The sequence below is a fragment of the Thalassospira xianhensis MCCC 1A02616 genome (genome assembly GCF_003326475.1).
GTDB classification, from domain to species: domain Bacteria; phylum Pseudomonadota; class Alphaproteobacteria; order Rhodospirillales; family Thalassospiraceae; genus Thalassospira; species Thalassospira xianhensis.
In genome coordinates, this window is sequence record NZ_JPWA01000028.1 from 16890 (window position 1) to 34372 (window position 17483).

Here is a 17483-nt window from a genome sequence, read left to right on the forward strand (position 1 = left end):
CTTAAATTCTGTCTGGTAGAATTTTGTTCTATTATATAGAATTTTGACCAATCCCAAAATGATCAATGACGATACCTGGGCAGAACAGTCACACGGAAATTCGATTTATTATGTCAGAACAAAATGTTAGCGCGGTTGAACGCGCCCTGATCATTCTTGATGCCTTCACTGATCGTGATGCCGACCTGTCGCTAAAAGACCTTTCCGAACGCACGGGCATGTATAAAAGCACCATCACACGACTGGCCGGAACGTTAGAGTCGCGGGGGTTCCTGGCAATATCGGGACGTGGGCGTTACCGGCTGGGGCCCGCGTTATGGCGTCTGGGGTCTATTTATCGCCGGTCGTTTCGCATGGATGATGTCGTACGCCCGCATCTGGCTGCCCTTGTCTCGGCCAGCGGGGAAACGGCATCTTTTTATGTGCCCGAGGGCGAAAACCGCTTGTGCCTGTTTCGCGAAAATTCCCCTAGCAGCCTGCGTCATCATCTGGAAGAAGGCGCAATACTTCCTTGTGACCGTGGCGCAGCCGGACACGTGATCCGCGCATGGGGGGATGGCGTTGATGATCGTGCGATTGAAGTTCTTGATGCCGGATTTTCCCAAAGCGAAGGAGAACGTGACCCGGACATATCGGCAATCGCCGTTCCCGTTCTCGACCGTCAAAACCGGCTTCTTGGTGTGCTGACCCTGTCGGGACCACGCAGCCGGTTCAATAAGTTGAAACGTGACGAAGCACTACTTTTCCTTAAGAAACATGCACTTGATTGCGAGCGGACATTGTCAGCCTAGCTTTAGCAGCCACGAGGGTCTTTGCCTCTTCATCACAAATGCTGTGAACTTTTTTCACTCTGTTTGGTGCAATGACAGGTTGGTGACAGGTTTGCCTGTTACCGTCTTGCGGCTGCCGATCCGTCAGATCAATTGGTCTGGCTTAAGGATAATCAAAAAGGATCATCGGCAAGGGAGGCCTTCAGCTGTTTGTTGTCATGGGGTACCGGCATGTCGCCGGAATGCAAGCGCAGCCAGACCTTCATTGCAGATGCCTTGTCCTGAATTGATCGGCCTGCCGCCGCTCGGCGGCTCAGGAAGGTTTTTGTGTTTGGAGGAGACAACACAATGAAGAAGCTGACGATGTTTTCGCGTCGCGGATTCCTGGCAGCAGCAACTGCTGTTGCCGTTTCAACTGTCGCTTTTGGTGCCTTTGATGCCAAAGCACAGGAATTTAACGATATTCACTTCATCGTTCCGGGTGGTGCCGGCGGTGGCTGGGACAGCACCGCACGCGGTACCGGTGAAGCTCTGACCAAAGCTGGTCTGGTTGGCACCGCGTCCTACGAAAACCTTTCGGGCGGCGGCGGCGGTAAAGCCATTGCATACATGATCGAAGCAGCTGATCGCCTCGACAATACCCTGATGGTCAACTCGACCCCGATTATCGTTCGTTCGCTGACGGGCGTATTCCCGCAGTCTTTCCGTGACCTGACCCCGATTGCCGGTGTTGTCGCAGAATATGCTGCCTTTGGTGTTCCGGCCGACAGCCCCTATAAATCCTTCACCGATGTTGTCGAAGCGATCAAAGCTGATCCGAACTCGGTGAAATTCGGTGGTGGCTCGGTTCGTGGCGGTATGGACCACATCGTTGCTGCATATGCTGTCCAGAAAGGCGGCGGCGATGCTAAACAGGTAAAATACATTCCCTACGATGCTGGCGGCAAAGCGATTGCCGGTCTTCTGTCGGGTGAAACCGAAGTCATTTCGACCGGCCTTGGCGAACTTCTTGAACTGCACAAAGCAGGTCAGATTCGTATTCTCGCTGTGACCTCAACCGACCGTATCGAAGCAGCTCCGGACGTTCCGTCGCTCGGCGAGCTCGGAATTGACGCAGAATTCGTCAACTGGCGCGGTTACTTCGGTTCTCCGGCCCTCTCGGCTGAGAAAGCTGACGCATATGCCAAACTGCTGAAAGACGTTCAGGCAACCGAAGAATGGGAAACCGTTCGCAAGCGTAATGGCTGGGAAAAATTCTACAAACCGCGTGCTGAATTCTCCACCTTCATGGAAAATCAGGAAAAAATGGTCGGCGACCTGATGCGCGAACTTGGCTTCCTGAAATAAGCCACCCTGACCTGCTATAAAAAGACCTTGAAGGAAACCACGCCATGTCCATCAATCGTGACAAATTCGGCGCGTTGCTATTCTTATGCCTCGCCCTGATCTACGGCTATTACGTTCGCGATATCCCACTTCTGTTCGGTGACGAAGATGCCCCGTTCAATGCCCGGACCCTCCCTAATGCCGTGGCGTGGGTACTTGGCGTGGTTTCTTTCGCACAACTGGTACTGCCGGCCAATCGAGAGGCCGGCAGCCTCCTTGCCGCTTTCCGCGGCATGAAATGGAAACCGGTCATCATGCTTGCCGCGTTGATGATCTTCTATGGCCTGACCATTCGATATCTCGGCTTCCTGATCTCGACCACCATCTTCCTGATGGGCGGCTTTGCCGTTCTTGGCGAGCGCCGTATCAAGGTCCTGCTGGGTGCAGCCGTACCTGTCGTCTTCGTATTCTGGTTCCTGCTGTCCCAGTTGATGGGGATTTATCTGGCGCCGGGCGACATCTTCGAAATGCTGGGCTAGGGCGAAAGAAATGCTTGAAGGAATTTTCTCCGGTCTGACGACCGCTATTATGCCGATCAACCTTCTGATGGTTGTTGTCGGCTGCTTTGCTGGGACGTTTATCGGCATGCTGCCCGGCCTCGGTCCGATCACGGCCATTGCGCTGATGATCCCGATCACCTACGGCTTTGATCCATCTACCGGCCTCATCCTGATGGCGGGTGTGTATTACGGCGCAATCTTTGGTGGCTCGACCTCGTCGATCCTGATCAACGCACCGGGCGTTGCCGGAACCGTGGCCACGGCTTTTGACGGCTATCCGATGGCGCAGCAGGGAAAGGCTGGCAAGGCACTTGCCATTGCAGCATATTCTTCTTTCTCTGGCGGAACGATCGCTGCCATCTTCCTTTTGGTTGCAGCACCGGCACTGGCATCGGTTTCGCTGTCTTTCCAGTCGGCTGACTATTTTGCCCTGATGGTTCTGGGCCTTACCGCCGTTTCGGCCTTTGCCGGAAAGGGACAGGTTCTTAAGGCGATTACCATGACGCTATTTGGCATCATGCTTTCGACCATCGGGACCGATCCAGCGGCTGGCGTTGCGCGCTTTACCTTTGGCAGCATGGACCTTGTTGACGGTATCAGCTTCCTGCTTCTCGCCATGTCGACCTTTGCCCTGTCCGAGGCACTTCTGCAAATTCTGCGCCCGACCAAGGATACGCGCACGGACGAACAGAAGGCGCTCAAGAACCTCGGCTCAATGAAGCTGTCGCGCGAAGAGGTCAAAACAATGACCCCGGTCATTGCGCGCTCTTCGGTACTGGGCTTCTTTACCGGCGTTCTTCCGGGTGCTGGTGCAACGATTGCATCCTTCCTTGCTTATGGTCTTGAACGTAATCTGGCCAGCGCAAAGGAAAAGCTTCAGTTCGGCAAGGGCTCCATCCGTGGCCTGACGGCACCGGAAACCGCAAATAACGCGGCTTGCTCGGGCTCGTTTGTACCGCTTCTGACGCTTGGTATCCCGGGCTCTGGTACCACTGCTGTCATGATGGGTGCTCTGATTTCCTATGGTGTTCAGCCAGGTCCGCGTCTGTTTGTCGAACAGCCTGACGTGTTCTGGTCGGTCATCATTTCGATGTATATCGGCAACATCGTCCTTCTGGTTCTGAACCTGCCGCTGATCCCTTACATCTCGCGCTTGCTGGCACTGCCCCAGCAGTTGCTCGTTCCGTTCGTTCTGTTCTTCTCGCTGATCGGTGTTTATCTGGTGACGTTTAACACCATGGATATTCATCTGATGGTCCTGGCCGCGGCAATCGCCATTGGCTTGCGCCTTTTGAATTATCCAATGGCACCCATGCTGCTGGGCTTCATCCTTGGCGAGATGATGGAAGAAAACCTGCGTCGCGCATTGATGATCAGTGATGGTTCGATTTCCTTCCTTTGGGAACGTCCGATCACGCTCATCATCCTGCTGATCAGCATTGCCTTCCTGCTTGCGCCGCTTGTCGGGAACACACGTCAATGGCTACGCAACCGCAAAGCCGTTCCGAACGACGGTGAAATGTAAGACCAAAAATCTTCGACGCGAAGGATCTACAAGCGATGCGTTTTCTAGACAATCTTGCGATCGGTCCCAAAACCCTTTTGGTTCCTGTCTTTCTGATGATCGTGATCATCGCAATGGGTATTGCAACGGTCCTGACACTGGAAAGCGAAAAGGAAACGCTGAACAACCTTCGCGTCGAAGCATATGAACGCCGTTCTGATGCGCTGACACTCAGTGATGCCCTGAATGAGGCGCACGGAACGCTGTTTCGAATTCTAACGTGGGACTCAAACGGCATTAACGCCGCGGCCGTTCCCGAACTTCGCGAAAAGGCCGGCAATCTGTCTACAGAACTGGCCCCGCTTGCCGAACGTCTGGCAGAAGTAGGCGGAGATGAATTCACCACCGCCTATGACACCTATATGGCCGAAGTCGATCAGTTCCTGATAGAGAGCGAGATGAATGTCTATGGCGCGCTTGAGGTTATTGCGCGTGCCGATGAATCATTCCGTGCTTTGCAAGTACCGTTGCAGAAAATTCTCGTGCAGTCTCAGGAAGTTGCCACGACATCATTTGGCAATGCCCAGGCACAGGCCGAAACACTTCAGAAGGTTTTCGTCATTGTCGCGATTGTTGTGATCTTTATCGCGGCAATCGTATCGGTATTTGTGTCGCGACGTATTTCGCGCCCGATGACGGATCTTGCACAATTGATCGAACAGATTTCCAAGGGCGATCTTGATATCGAAATCCGCGGTGTTCAACGCCGCGATGAGATTGGTGTCGTGGCACGGTCGGTAACAGTGCTGCGCGACCAGTCAAAAGAAGCCGAAACCCTGCGCCATGAACGCGAACGCGTGCGCAAGATCGAACGCGAACGCCAGCTTGAACTGGTTAAGGCAACCGATAATTTCCAGCGCACCGTGCAGGAAGCCCTTGGCGGCTTTGACCGTGAATTCGGGTCGCTTAACGGTTCCGCAAACGACATGGAGCAAATCGCGACATCAGCAACAGCACGTGCTGCCGATGCCAACCATCATTCCGAAACCGTGCTGCATCATATCGAAGCCGTTTCGCAGACCACCGCCAGTCTGTCAGAAGCCATCGGCGAAATCGGACAACAGGCCCAGAGATCGGCCGAGGTTGCCGGACGCGCCCGCAATGAAAGCGAACATTCCCGTGCCCTGTTTGAACAGCTGACCGAAGCGACCCAGCGAATTGGCGATATTGTTACGCTGATTGAAGACATTGCCAATCAGACAAACCTTCTGGCGCTGAACGCAACGATTGAGGCGGCACGTGCCGGTGACGCAGGAAAAGGCTTTGCCGTTGTTGCAGGCGAGGTCAAAAATCTTGCATCTCAGACCGCCCGGGCGACCGAGGATATCTCGGCCCAGGTCGAAGAAATCCGAGGCCTGACGGACAATGTTGTCAGTGCTCTCGAATCCGTGGCCAACGTTATTGGTGAAGTTGATCAGTCGGCAGCAGCCATTGCGGCGGCAGTGGAGGAACAACAGGCCTCTACCAACGGTATTTCTGCCAGCATCCATGATGCCAATGGTGGCATGCGAACAGTCGCCCATGCCGTTGGCGCACTGGATACGGAAACCGCCCGCGTTCACAGCGGATCGGAAAATGTGTCGCGAGCAACAAATACCTTGAATACAGAAGCCGCCCGGCTGCGTGACGCGATTGACGGTTTCCTTGATCAGATCAACAAGAACAAGGCCGACGCATAATGAGCAGCCCGCCGGAAAGGCCCGCAAACGAAAGTTGGATCAACCGCCTCTCCGGCAGCCTCACCCCGAAATTTTTCAGAAACCTGTTCATGGCGCTTGGTATCGGACTTGTTGGCGGATTGATTGCGCACAGCATCAATATGCCGCTGGCCTGGATGATGGGGCCAATGCTCGCGACCTTCATCGCCAGCCTGCTTCGTGTCCGCATGGGTATCCCGATGCGATTCCGGTCGGTTATTCTGGGTGTGATCGGTGTATTCCTTGGGGCATCCTTTACCCCCGATACCCTTGATCAAGCCGCACGATGGCCAATCAGTATGATCGCCGTTCTGCTTTATGTTCCCATTATCACCCTTGTTGTCACCTGGTTTTATAGCAAGGTCGCAAAACTTGATCCCGCAACGGCCCTGTTTTCGGCAACCCCTGGTGGTTTGACACCGATGGTGGTTCTGGGTGCTGCAGCAGGCGGCAACGAACAGGAAATTGCCCTGACGCAGGGATTGCGTGTTTTGCTTCTGGTGATGTCTGCCCCTGCAATCGTGCTTCTGATCACAGGTGTCGTCGCCAACGGGCATGGCGACAGCAATGCCATCCAGATGACATTGTTCGAAGGATTGATCACTGCGTTTTGCGCAATCACAACAGTGCTGGTCTTTCGCAAAATTGGTGTTCCTGCGGCCGAAATGACTGGTGCGATGATGGCAAGCATGGCTTTGCATGTCACCGGTGTCGTCGAAGGCAATCTGCCCGCATGGCTTCTGGCCGGGAGCCTCCTGATCCTCGGTTCTGCCATCGGAAGCCGCTTTGCCGGTGTCAAACTTTCCTTCCTCGCACGTCTTGCAGGTTATTCGATTTTTGCCACCGTTCTGATCCTTGCCTTCACAGGTGGCGTGGCGTGGCTTGTCTCGGACTGGCTGGATCTTGATTACATTGCTGTCTTGCTGGCCTTTGCGCCCGGCGGTGTCGCAGAGATGTCACTGATTGCACTGGCCCTCAATGTCGAGCCAAGCTTTGTTGCTTTCCACCATATCGTCCGCATCTTCGAGATCGTCCTTCTGGCACCGATGATGGCAAAATGGTTTGAACGCTACCGTCGGAAAACTTAATAGCCAGCGAACACAAAACTACTTTGCGTAGGCAATGCAAAGCTTCATCTTTTTAATCTGCACCTGAGATCTGAGGCTCAGATCAATCAATTTCATATGATGAATCCGTCATTCCCCTGATTTTTCTGGCTTATATGACCAAAATAGAACTGATATCCTGAAAATTCATATTATGTTATTTACATTGTGACTTCTATTTTCTAGAGTTCAGTCGTCAGAAATTACCTCATATTGTTATAGCACCAGTCTCACAGGTCGCTTTTGGGGACTGGCAAACATGATGTGGCAAAACGCCCCATCACAGTTGTCAGACAACCACATATATGATGACTACTTCGAAAATAAGAATAAATATGACGAATTAGCAATTACAACCCTATCGGCAAAAAGAAGCGAAAAGCCACCGTCCGACACAAATCTGTTGCCCAAAATATCAGGCAACAAACGATCAAGGAGGAAACAAATGAAATCATTTCTTAAAGTCGCTGGTGCGGCTCTTGCTCTGTCCATGGGCTTTGCAAGCCAGTCATTCGCTGCTGAGTACCCCACCAAAGATATCCGGATGATTATTCCGTGGGGTGCCGGTGGTGGAACGGACGGCATCGTTCGCAAGCTTGGCACGATTGCCGAAAAGGATCTCGGCCAGTCGATCTATGCCGAAAACATTGAGGGCGGTATCAGCGCAACCGGCATTATGCAGGTCATGAAAGCGCGTCCGGACGGCTATACCCTTGGCGCGCTGACCTATGACAGCGTCGTCACCGTTCCATGGCAGGGACTGCTGCCGACCTACAAACTGGATAAACTGAAGCTGATTGCACGCGTCACCAGTGAACCTGATGCGATCATTGTTGATGCTGACTCGCCCTATCAATCCATTGACGATCTAATTGCCGCGGCAAAGGAAAATCCGGGACAGATTAAAATCGGCATCCAGAATACGGGGTCGCGGCTACATCTGGCGATGCTGCAATTCCAGCAGCTGACCGATACAGAATTCAAACTGATCGCCTATCCGGGTGGTGCCGCCCCCCAGAAAGAAGCGATTCTGTCTGATGAAGTCGACGTTGTCGCCACCAGCATGGGTGATTTTTCGGCCTTGATCGAAGGCGGTGATGTTCGCGGGCTTGTTGAATTCTCGGACAACCGCAACCCGACCTTCCCGGATGTGCCCACAGCCAAAGAACAGGGTGTCGATCTTCAGATCGGTAGCTTCATTGTTCTGGCAGCACCGGCCGATACCCCCGATGACGTCGTTGCAAAGGTTGAAGCCAATTACAAGGCTGCGCTTGAAAGTGACGAGTTCCAGGAATGGGTTTCAAAAGTCGGCGTTTCACCGAACTGGTTGGGTTCGGACGAAGTAACCGCATGGGCCGAGGAAACCCAGAAAACCCTGTTTGATCAGATGCAGGCACTGGTCGACCAAGGCGTCATCAAGAAGTAACTCCCAAAACCGGCCGAGTGGCATCCAATAACCGATGCCGTTCGGCCATTTTTGGCCGTCCACCGCCGGAACGGAGATCACCTGAATGTCATCTTCCAGTTTTGCCGCAAAAAAAGGCAGTCTTGTTCTACCTCTTTTCCTTCTGATCATCACGACCGTCTATCTTGCAACGGCTCTACAAATCACCCCGCAATTCGATGAGGGACTTGTCGGTCCGTCGTTCGTTCCGGTTCTTGCATCGATCCTGATGTATGTGGCACTTGGCTTTGTTTTTCGCGACATCCTGCGCACACCCGCCCCAACCGATGACGCAGCAGACAACGAAGCGACAGCAGAAGACAAACCGTCCCTTGCTGCCGCTATCAAAATCGTCCTTGCCACCGCGATCTATATCGCTGCTTTCAAAACGCTGGGCTATCCGCTTTCGACCTTTCTTTATGTCTATGCGTTGCTGTTTTTCTTCAAGCTTGAGAATACTGGCCAGATCCGCCGTGTCGCATATTCGGCAATCATCACTGCTGTGTTCTACGTTCTGTTTGCCATGATTTTCCAAGTACGATTGCCCATGCTGGAGGGCCTGTTGCCATGAATTTCATTCTGGAAATTCTGGGCGGATTTAGCGCCCTCGCCTCGCCCGAAGTATTGGCCTATATGATCATAGGCTTTTTGATCGGAACGTTCTTTGGTGCGGTACCCGGCCTGACATCGGTTCTTGCCATCGCCCTTCTATTGCCGATCACCTATAGCCTTGATGTTGTTCCCGCACTTGTCATGTGCGCGTCTATCTTCATGTCGGGCATGTATGCAGGCTCGATCACGGCAACGACGATCAACATTCCTGGCGCACCATCATCCATGATGACCTCGATTGAGGGTTATGCCTTGATGAAAAAGGGCCAAGGCGCAAATGCGCTTGGTCATGCCGCCCTTGGATCAATGATCGGCGGTGTTGTTGGTGCCTTGCTTTTGATTGCGCTGACACCAATTGCCGCCAAGGTTTCGCTTCTGATCCAGACCCCGGGCAAGTTTTCGCTTATTCTGTTTGCCTTGGTTGTGATCGTGATTTCCCAGCGCGATGCAATTGCCAAAGGCACGATTGCAACGTTGCTGGGTATTATGATCGCCACGATCGGCATTGATGTCATGCAGCCGATTGCACGGTTTAACTTTGGCACGGAAACACTGGTCGAAGGCATTGACATGATGCCGCTGATCATCGGCACGTTTGCCATAAGCGAGATCCTGTATCAGGCGCAGCAAAGTCGCGATCCACTGACAATTGACGCCAACACCCGAAATCTGGCGCCAATCCGCCGCAAGGACTTCCTGCCAAGCTGGCATGAAATCCGTGAAATCGGGTTTTTCACATATCTGAAAAGCGCATTGATCGGATACTTTATCGGCGTCCTTCCTGGTGCCGGCGGATCAATGGCAGCCTTCGTCTCCTATGCCGAAGCCATGCGCAAATCCAAAAATCCCGGTGAATATGGCAAGGGTTCGCGCGAAGGTATTGCCGCGGCTGAAACTGCAAACAATTCCATGTGCGGCGGGGCATTTGTACCGATGTTGATGTTCGGTATTCCGGGCGATCCGACAACGGCAATCGTGCTGGGGGTTTTGATCATCAATGGCCTTCAGCCGGGACCAAGGCTTCTGGATACGCAGCTTGATCTCATCGCGCCGATGTTTGCGTCGCTTCTGATCAGCGCATTGATCCTTATCCCACTGACGCTGTATTTGCTGGGTCCGTACTTCGTCAAAATCGTCTCAATCCGCAAGGCACTGCTTTATTCCTGCATCGCAGTTGTCGCCTTGGTCGGAAGCTATGTTGCGACCTATTCCCCCTTCCAGATGATGCTGGCACTTGTTTTCGGGATTCTGGCATTTTTCCTGCGCAAACAGAATTATCCCACTGTCACCTTACTGCTGGGCTTTATTCTGGGACCGGATCTTGAACAGTATCTGAGGCGGGCATTGTCCTTAAACGACGGAAATCCCCTAACATTCCTGACCAGTCCGGACAGTCTTTTCTTCCTCGTCCTGACGGCCATCTTCTTCTACTTCATGGTCATCCGCGTACCAAAGACACCAAAAATCTGATCTATTGATTGCCGAACTTGCCACCTTCCTCATATCCCTCCCGGGGCGGGTGGCATTTTTTCATCCCGGATTTCAAAAGAACATGGATCAGAAAATACAATGCTGCTGAACCTTATTGATCAGCTTGGACCGATTTTTCTGCTGGTTGCAGCAGGCTTTGCCCTCGCCAAAATCGGCTTGATCGGGGCAACCGCAATTGACGGGCTGACCAAGATGACGTTCTGGACACTCATCCCGGCAACATTGTTCCTAACAATCTCGGCAAACCGGGTTTCCGAACTGTTCAATTTATCGATCTGGATTGCCTATTACGGTGCGGTAACCCTCACCGCGATTTCCGTTTTCATTTTGTTGCGCGCAGGCAAGAAGAACAGCACTCCCGAAGCCATTGTTCTGGCCTTTGGTGCTATATTTTCCAATATCGGCATGCTCGGCATTCCGGTTGTCGATATCCTGTTCGGGCATGAGGGGTTGCTCGTACTGACAACCATATTATGCATTCACGCCATCAGCCTTCTGACGCCAACCATCCTGCTTCTGGAATGGAGCCGCAACAGAACAGGAAACCCGGTAGCCATTCTTGGCAAAACCCTGCGCGCGCAGATATGCAATCCAATCATTATTGCCATTATCTGCGGCATCGTGGTTGCGGCTTCGGGCATTACCCTGCCGACGGTTGCAACGACATTTTTCGGGATGCTCAAAGCCGCGATGCCGCCAATTGCGCTGATGCTGATCGGGGCGGGGATTTATGGGCAAAAGCTGCGTGGTAATCTGGGAGCCAGCATTACAGGCGCTGTTGCCAAGGTATGCATCATGCCCAGTCTGGTTTTCGTGATAGGCAGCCTGCTGCATTTACCCCTGCGCACCATGGCACCCGCAATCATGATCGCGGCCCTTCCCCCCGGGGTAAACTCGGTCCTGATGGCGACCACCTATGGCACTGCCCGGGAACGCACGGCAACGACCATGCTGGTTGCGACATTACTGTCCGTCGTGGTCCTGCCGGTGCTGGCAATCATACTTGCCTTTGACTAAGCAACGGAGGACCACGACCACAATCTGATGATCAGCGGGCAGGCGGCGTCCAAAACGGTGCTGGCACCATCAGTTTGTTTTCCTGACTGACAAGATGCCCGGCATCCGCACTTTTCTTAAGATAGGTCTGCCATTCCGGATCCGCTTGCAGCGCCTGGCGTTTGGCTTCCCGATCCGCCGCATCCTTGTAGGCCCAGATGTGGACATAGGAATTCACAGGTCCGGTTTCCGTTACCATATAGGCATGTGGTTCGCCCAAATGACGGCTTTGCACCGGGAAACCGAACTCCCCATAAAGAGCCAGTTGTTTTTTGAGTGTGCCGGGGTAACAGCAATAGGTTCGGACGTCATAAAGCATGCTGGAAATATCCTCCTTGTCGCAGGCAAAATGGTTTGTACCCTTTTGCCTCACAATATGTCATGTTGTCAGACAACATTACTTAATGATGACAGGCTGGCTCGCTTATGCCAAGACTTGAGTTACCTGAAATCGATCCTTTCGAACCGCTGATGGAAAACGCTTGTGGAAACCCGTTACGAAAAGCTTGAACGCCCACGCCGGCTCCCCGATGAAATCGCGGCGCGACTAACCCGGCAAATCGACGATGGCGCCATCAAACCCGGCGACAAACTCCCAACGGAACAGGCACTGGCAAACGATTTTGGCGTTGCGCGCACCGTCGTCCGCGAAGCAATTTCGCAGCTTAAAAGCGATGGGATCATTAATTCCCGTCAGGGTGTTGGTGCCTTTGTCGCCGATTCCGGCACACGTACTGTTTTCCGTATCGGCGAAGCCTGCTTTGCAAAGCGCAAAGAGCTTGCCCAAATCCTGCAATTGCGCACAAGCAACGAGGCCGAAGCTGCCTTCCTTGCGGCTGCGCATCGCAACGAAGCCGACCTTGACGCGATGAACGACCAGATCACCATCATGCGAGAATCTCTTGAAAAATCCGGTGCGACAAATGGCGAACGCCGGTACGAAGCCGAAAGACAGCTTTACCGCAATATCGCTCGTGCCAGCGGTAATGGATTCTTCGTCGATTTCCTTGGCATGCTGGATGGCAGAATTGATCAAAGCCTGCGTTCCGTTGCAATCAAGAACATGATCGCCGTTGAATCCCGCAAGGAGGTTCTGGCAGAACATGAAGCGGTTTTTGAAGCAATCGTTGAGCAGGATGCCGAAGCCGCACGTATCGCCGCACGCACCCATTTTGCAAATGCCGCAACTCGTCTTATCAGCCGTGCGAATCTTGCGGACGTCTGACCTGTCTGGAACGATTGCAATAATTGACGAAAAAACCGTGTTTCAGCACGCCACCCATCTTTACGGGCGGGTTTAACCATGCTGAAATCCGGCCACGCGCAAAAGCGCCCCACCATGACAATACAAATGCGCCATCTTCAGGGAGCCCCAAATGTCTAATGCTGCGGAAATGCGTCACGGCGGACGCATACTGGTTGATCAACTTGCCCTTCACGGCTGCGAACGGGTTTATCTTGTTCCCGGTGAAAGCTATCTGGCCGTTCTGGATGGCCTGATCGACCATCCCGATATCGAGCCGATCATCTGCCGTCAGGAAGGCGGTGCCGCCATCATGGCCGAGGCACACGGAAAACTGACCGGAAAGCCCGGCATTTGCATGGTCACCCGTGGACCTGGCGCCACCAACGCGTCGGCTGGTGTTCATGTCGCCCACCAGGACAGCACCCCAATGATCCTTCTGGTCGGGCAGATCGGGCGTGATATGGTCGATCGCGAAGCCTTTCAGGAAGTCGATTATCGCAAGATGTTCGAACCGCTTTGTAAGTGGGTCGCCCAGATCGATGACATCAACCGCATCCCGGAATATATCAGCCACGCCTATCATATCGCGACCTCCGGTCGCCCCGGACCGGTCGTGCTTGCACTTCCGGAAGATATGCTGTCCTCTACAGCCGAAGTTGCCGATGCCAAACCCTATGTCCCGATCGAAGCCAAAACCGCTCCTGAAGATGTCGCCAGGTTCCGTGGCGCACTGGCAGATGCGAAACAGCCTATTATGATCGTTGGCGGTGGCGGTTGGACCGCAGAAACCACCGAAAACCTTAAATCGTTTTCAAAACGAAACAATGTCGCGATTGCCACCAGCTTCCGCTGTCAGGATTACATCCCGAACACGCACAGCCATTTCATTGGCGATGTCGGCATCGGGATCAATCCGGAGCTGGCGAAATTCATTCGCGAAAGCGACCTTGTGATTCTTGTCGGGTCGCGCATGGGGGAAATGACCAGCAGTGGCTACAGCCTGCTTGAAATCCCTTGCCCGAAGCAGAAGCTTATCCACGTTTTCGCAGGCCCGGATGAATTAGGCCGTGTTTATCGCCCTGATATCGCGATCAATGCATCCCAACGGTCATTTATTCGCGCCATCGCCATGATGGAACCGGTGGATGGAAGTGGACGTGAGGAACAGATTGAAACGGCTCACGCTTCATATCTGAAATTCTCGACCCCGCTTGACACGCCGGGCGATGTAAAGATGGCGCATGTTGTCGCACAGCTTCGTGAAATTCTGCCCGAAGATGCCATCGTGACCAACGGAGCCGGCAACTATGCCGCCTTCCTGCATCGCTTCTTCCGATATGGCAAATATCGTACGGAACTGGCACCGACGTCGGGTTCGATGGGTTATGGCCTTCCGGCATCTGTGGCCGCCAAGCTGACCCACCCGGACCGGCCGTCGATCTGTCTTGCCGGTGATGGATGCTTTTTGATGCACGGCCAGGAATTCGCAACGGCAGTTCAGTATGGTGCGAACATCATCGTAATCGTGGTCAATAACGGTATGTTCGGCACCATCCGCATGCATCAGGAACGCAATTATCCCGGTCGCGTTTCCGGCACCCAATTGCACAACCCGGATTTTGCGGCCTACGCCGTTGCCTTTGGCGGGCATGGCGAAACCGTCACCAAGACCGAAGATTTCGGCCCGGCTTTTGAGCGTGCCATGAATTCGGGAAAACCGGCGATTATCGAAGTACAGGTTGATCCGCAGGCATTAACCCCGATCAAGACACTGGATCAAATTCGCGCGGGCAGTTGATCTGCCAGACAGTGAAATACGGCGGGATCACTTACCGTTCAGGCAAGATGATCTCGCCATTTTCAAGAGCCCTGCGCAACTTATCAACGACCTCTGCAAGCTTCTCGTCAATAACATGCAAATAAGCTGTCCAGTCCGAAAGCTTTTTAAGCTCTTCCTTGCCATCGGAAATTCCGCGCAGACCGATCAACGGTACGTCAAACTTCTGACAGACTCGCAAGATGGAATAGGTTTCCATATCCACCATATCGGCATCAATCGCGTCATAAGCTACACCCGATACAACGTTTGCACCCGTTGACAAACGTGCTTCCGCGACACCTGGAATGCGATAAGGCAATTCCAAAACCGCCGGAAGGTTCAGATAGGGTGTAATCCCCTTCTCGAAACCAAGTGCCGAGCAATCCATGTCACGGTAAGACACCGATGACGCTTGGTAAACCTCGGCTTGTTCAAGTGCGCGCGACCCTGCCGATCCCAAGGTGACCACCAGATCGGGCAAATCACCCGACAATCTTAGTTCCGTCAAGGCAGAGCTCAGATTAATTGCAGCCTCAACCGGACCAATGCCAATCATCAGCGGCTTGAACAGTTTTTCAAGATGGGGGCCATATTCCTGATTTGCCGCCATTGCGAACAGCACATTGGTTCCGGCAAAATCATGAAGATATCCGCGCATATCCCACCTATCTCGTCTGCGATTGATCAGGATGCAGATTAATGATCAGGACATGCTTTGCCAGCCCTTATTTAGGCCGACTTGAAAATATTCCGGAGAAAATGGCGCACCCGACAGGATTCGAACCTGTGGCCTTTGCCTTCGGAGGGCAACGCTCTATCCAGCTGAGCTACGGGTGCGCAATAGACATCGGGCAGCACGGCCCGAGCGGTTGGGTGATACAGGTTTTGTCCGTCGCGGGCAAGGATTTTTGACGGCCCTCGCCAATCAGCATTCTGCTGCCCGTTCGGTTAAATTCTTGTTGCGACATATCACAGCGATCAGCTTTCGACGTCGCGTCGCTCATAGGGATCCCGAACGATCCACGTCCCGTTCCATTCCCGGTCCTGTTCACGACGCTGCAGGCGTTCCATACGATTGAGCATAAGCTGAGCGGCGAAATCGCTGCCGATGCCTTCCTGAACTTCCTCGAATAGAGGTTGGGCCTTGTCAAAATCGCCCTCGCGATAAAACGCAATCGCAGTTTCATAGGTTTTGCGCCAGTCGCGACGTTCATCGCTTAGCTGCCCGGACTGTGCCAGCACTTCATAAAGATAAACCACATGCTCGGTTCCGAGCAGTACAACGTGGTCCAGATCGCGCATCTCTATCTCGCCGGCTGCCATGCTGGCCGTTTCATGTGAAGCCAGAATCTGGGTACCGTAAATACGATTGGCCTTTTCAAGGCGGTTGGCATAGTTCACGCAATCGCCAACCACCGTATAGGCGCGTGATTTATCCGTCCCGATTGATCCGACAACAACCTCGCCGGTCGCAATACCAATACGAATATCAAGCCCGTGATCGCCAATCAGGTCGGCATATTTGGTCTTCAGCGCATTAAACCGTGCCACCTGCTCCAACGCTGCCAGACAGGCATGCCCGGCGTGGCTTTTTTCCCCGCAGAAGGGCGGGCCCCAGAAACCGATCACCCTATCCCCGACAAAATTGTCGATAATGCCGCTATGATTGGCAATCGGTTCCGTCATGGCGGTCAGATAATCATTCAGGAAATCGACAAGTTTCTCGGGTGGGATATGTTCCGCCATCCAGTCAAAATTGGTCAGGTTCACAACACTGACAGTCATCACCCGCTTTTGCGAGGTTTCAAGCGCGGTTTCCTGCGACAACAGATTATTAATGATCTTTGGATCGATATATTTGCCAAACCGTTCCCGCATACGGAACCGGACGCGCAATTCGCGTGTCATGCGGTTAAAGGCATCCGCCAACCGGGCAAAATCGCCCTTGCCCTTGAAATCAAGGCTGGTATCAAGCTTGCCTGACTGCACGCTGTTCAAGGCATTGGTCGTATCGCGAACCGCTTTGACCACCGCCTGCGCCAGATAATAGGCAAAGGAAATGCCGATCACCACCGCAGCCAGCATCATGATAAATTCGGCCTGGATCAGAAAATCTTCGCGCGCCGAAACATTTTCGACTGTTTCGCTGGAGTATTTTTCAAGCAGCAAAATCTCGCTACGCAGATCAAGCACGATATTGCGATGAATGCCACGAACAAGGTTTTCCTGACGTTGCGCGTCATCAAGGTCGCCTTCACGCACTCGGCTCAGTAACCGTTCAACGCCCAGATTGAACTGGGCCGCAATATCGGCGAACTCGCGCATACGAACATCAAGATCAAGCAACACACCTTGTTCGAAATGGCCCGATGCCTGTGCCCGGCCAAGTGCTGCCGAGGTGAAAGCTTTTCGAAAGGCCTGCTCGATCTGGGTCTGTTTGGCATCAATCTCGATTTCGATACCGCTTAAGAGGGGGGCATCGGGGCCTTCATTCTCAACAACACGCATGTAACGGTCGATCAGCGAAATCTGTTCAAGCTGACGGGAACGAACATCGGAAAGCGCATCCTTGACCGGCGTCACATAGCGCGACACCGCTTCAAGATCACCATTGATCCCAAGCGACTGGATAACCGAGAACCCGGTAGCCACAACAAGCCACACGACAAAAAAGGCCGCGACACCCAGGAACTTCGCCCGAACGGTCCTTAGCATGCCGGTCCTGATCCTCCGAAAAACGTAGCTGAAAACGCCACCGAATACACAACGGCAATAGTTGCCATATCGTGACG

15 protein-coding genes and 1 tRNA gene are annotated in these 17483 nt (G+C 53.3%); 12 read left to right on the forward strand and 4 right to left on the reverse strand.

Going from position 1 to position 17483, the window contains the following annotated elements; genetic code table 11:
* Positions 1 to 110 precede the first annotated feature (110 nt).
* From TH5_RS18820 to TH5_RS18865, 10 genes are all read left to right on the forward strand, one after another.
* Positions 111 to 791, forward strand: a complete 681-nt coding sequence (locus TH5_RS18820) for an IclR family transcriptional regulator (protein WP_114123143.1) — start codon at positions 111 to 113, stop codon at positions 789 to 791.
* Between the two features lie 327 nt (positions 792 to 1118).
* A complete protein-coding gene (locus TH5_RS18825) occupies positions 1119 to 2117 on the forward strand; it encodes a tripartite tricarboxylate transporter substrate binding protein (protein WP_114123144.1) in 999 nt (332 codons plus the stop codon).
* 44 nt (positions 2118 to 2161) lie between these two features.
* Positions 2162 to 2635: a tripartite tricarboxylate transporter TctB family protein gene (locus tag TH5_RS18830; protein WP_114123145.1), complete on the forward strand. Its 474-nt coding sequence runs from the start codon at positions 2162 to 2164 to the stop codon at positions 2633 to 2635.
* Between the two features lie 10 nt (positions 2636 to 2645).
* Positions 2646 to 4181: a tripartite tricarboxylate transporter permease gene (locus tag TH5_RS18835; RefSeq protein ID WP_114123146.1), complete on the forward strand. Its 1536-nt coding sequence runs from the start codon at positions 2646 to 2648 to the stop codon at positions 4179 to 4181.
* Positions 4182 to 4216: 35 nt separating this feature from the next.
* A complete protein-coding gene (locus tag TH5_RS18840) occupies positions 4217 to 5899 on the forward strand; it encodes a methyl-accepting chemotaxis protein (protein WP_114123147.1) in 1683 nt (560 codons plus the stop codon).
* Between the two features lie 89 nt (positions 5900 to 5988).
* A complete protein-coding gene (locus tag TH5_RS18845; protein ID WP_244204976.1) occupies positions 5989 to 7005 on the forward strand; it encodes an AbrB family transcriptional regulator in 1017 nt (338 codons plus the stop codon).
* A 463-nt stretch (positions 7006 to 7468) separates the two neighbouring features.
* Positions 7469 to 8449, forward strand: coding sequence for a Bug family tripartite tricarboxylate transporter substrate binding protein (locus TH5_RS18850; RefSeq protein WP_114123149.1), 981 nt, complete (start codon positions 7469 to 7471; stop codon positions 8447 to 8449).
* A gap of 85 nt (positions 8450 to 8534) precedes the next feature.
* Positions 8535 to 9038 carry a tripartite tricarboxylate transporter TctB family protein gene (locus TH5_RS18855; RefSeq protein ID WP_114123150.1) on the forward strand — a complete coding sequence of 168 codons (504 nt, stop codon included), beginning with the start codon at positions 8535 to 8537 and terminating at the stop codon, positions 9036 to 9038.
* Positions 9035 to 10549 carry a tripartite tricarboxylate transporter permease gene (locus TH5_RS18860; protein WP_114123151.1) on the forward strand — a complete coding sequence of 505 codons (1515 nt, stop codon included), beginning with the start codon at positions 9035 to 9037 and terminating at the stop codon, positions 10547 to 10549. Before TH5_RS18855 ends, TH5_RS18860 begins: the two co-directional genes overlap by 4 nt.
* A 99-nt stretch (positions 10550 to 10648) precedes the next feature.
* Positions 10649 to 11587, forward strand: coding sequence for an AEC family transporter (locus tag TH5_RS18865; protein WP_114123152.1), 939 nt, complete (start codon positions 10649 to 10651; stop codon positions 11585 to 11587).
* A gap of 31 nt (positions 11588 to 11618) precedes the next feature.
* On the opposite strand, the gene TH5_RS18870 is transcribed toward TH5_RS18865, so the two are convergent.
* Positions 11619 to 11945: an NIPSNAP family protein gene (locus TH5_RS18870; protein WP_114123153.1), complete on the reverse strand. Its 327-nt coding sequence runs from the start codon at positions 11943 to 11945 to the stop codon at positions 11619 to 11621.
* Positions 11946 to 12110: 165 nt separating this feature from the next.
* On the opposite strand from TH5_RS18870, the gene TH5_RS18875 reads away from it, so the two are divergent.
* Both TH5_RS18875 and TH5_RS18880 read left to right on the forward strand, forming a co-directional pair.
* Positions 12111 to 12851: a FadR/GntR family transcriptional regulator gene (locus tag TH5_RS18875; RefSeq protein WP_114123154.1), complete on the forward strand. Its 741-nt coding sequence runs from the start codon at positions 12111 to 12113 to the stop codon at positions 12849 to 12851.
* A gap of 151 nt (positions 12852 to 13002) precedes the next feature.
* Positions 13003 to 14670 (forward strand): thiamine pyrophosphate-binding protein, encoded by a 1668-nt coding sequence (locus TH5_RS18880; protein WP_114123155.1) that lies wholly within the window; start codon positions 13003 to 13005, stop codon positions 14668 to 14670.
* Positions 14671 to 14701: 31 nt separating this feature from the next.
* Here the strand turns inward: TH5_RS18880 and TH5_RS18885 are convergent, their stop codons facing one another.
* The 3 genes from TH5_RS18885 to TH5_RS18895 all read right to left on the reverse strand — a co-directional run bounded on the left by TH5_RS18885 (position 14702) and on the right by TH5_RS18895 (position 17406).
* Positions 14702 to 15349 (reverse strand): 5'-methylthioadenosine/S-adenosylhomocysteine nucleosidase, encoded by a 648-nt coding sequence (locus TH5_RS18885; RefSeq protein ID WP_114123156.1) that lies wholly within the window; start codon positions 15347 to 15349, stop codon positions 14702 to 14704.
* A gap of 102 nt (positions 15350 to 15451) precedes the next feature.
* Positions 15452 to 15528: transfer RNA gene (locus tag TH5_RS18890), tRNA-Arg, on the reverse strand.
* Positions 15529 to 15669: 141 nt separating this feature from the next.
* Positions 15670 to 17406, reverse strand: a complete 1737-nt coding sequence (locus TH5_RS18895) for an adenylate/guanylate cyclase domain-containing protein (RefSeq protein WP_114123157.1) — start codon at positions 17404 to 17406, stop codon at positions 15670 to 15672.
* Between the last annotated feature and the right edge of the window lie 77 nt (positions 17407 to 17483).

Coding starts and splice junctions, on each gene's coding strand:
- TH5_RS18860 (WP_114123151.1), top strand. CDS start 9,035: ATGAATTTCATTCTGGAAATTCTGGGCGGATTTAGCGCCCTCGCCTCG.
- TH5_RS18885 (WP_114123156.1), bottom strand. CDS start 15,349: ATGCGCGGATATCTTCATGATTTTGCCGGAACCAATGTGCTGTTCGCA.
- TH5_RS18840 (WP_114123147.1), top strand. CDS start 4,217: ATGCGTTTTCTAGACAATCTTGCGATCGGTCCCAAAACCCTTTTGGTT.
- TH5_RS18880 (WP_114123155.1), top strand. CDS start 13,003: ATGTCTAATGCTGCGGAAATGCGTCACGGCGGACGCATACTGGTTGAT.
- TH5_RS18820 (WP_114123143.1), top strand. CDS start 111: ATGTCAGAACAAAATGTTAGCGCGGTTGAACGCGCCCTGATCATTCTT.
- TH5_RS18830 (WP_114123145.1), top strand. CDS start 2,162: ATGTCCATCAATCGTGACAAATTCGGCGCGTTGCTATTCTTATGCCTC.
- TH5_RS18835 (WP_114123146.1), top strand. CDS start 2,646: ATGCTTGAAGGAATTTTCTCCGGTCTGACGACCGCTATTATGCCGATC.
- TH5_RS18870 (WP_114123153.1), bottom strand. CDS start 11,945: ATGCTTTATGACGTCCGAACCTATTGCTGTTACCCCGGCACACTCAAA.
- TH5_RS18865 (WP_114123152.1), top strand. CDS start 10,649: ATGCTGCTGAACCTTATTGATCAGCTTGGACCGATTTTTCTGCTGGTT.
- TH5_RS18850 (WP_114123149.1), top strand. CDS start 7,469: ATGAAATCATTTCTTAAAGTCGCTGGTGCGGCTCTTGCTCTGTCCATG.
- TH5_RS18825 (WP_114123144.1), top strand. CDS start 1,119: ATGAAGAAGCTGACGATGTTTTCGCGTCGCGGATTCCTGGCAGCAGCA.
- TH5_RS18895 (WP_114123157.1), bottom strand. CDS start 17,406: ATGCTAAGGACCGTTCGGGCGAAGTTCCTGGGTGTCGCGGCCTTTTTT.
- TH5_RS18855 (WP_114123150.1), top strand. CDS start 8,535: ATGTCATCTTCCAGTTTTGCCGCAAAAAAAGGCAGTCTTGTTCTACCT.
- TH5_RS18845 (WP_244204976.1), top strand. CDS start 5,989: ATGGCGCTTGGTATCGGACTTGTTGGCGGATTGATTGCGCACAGCATC.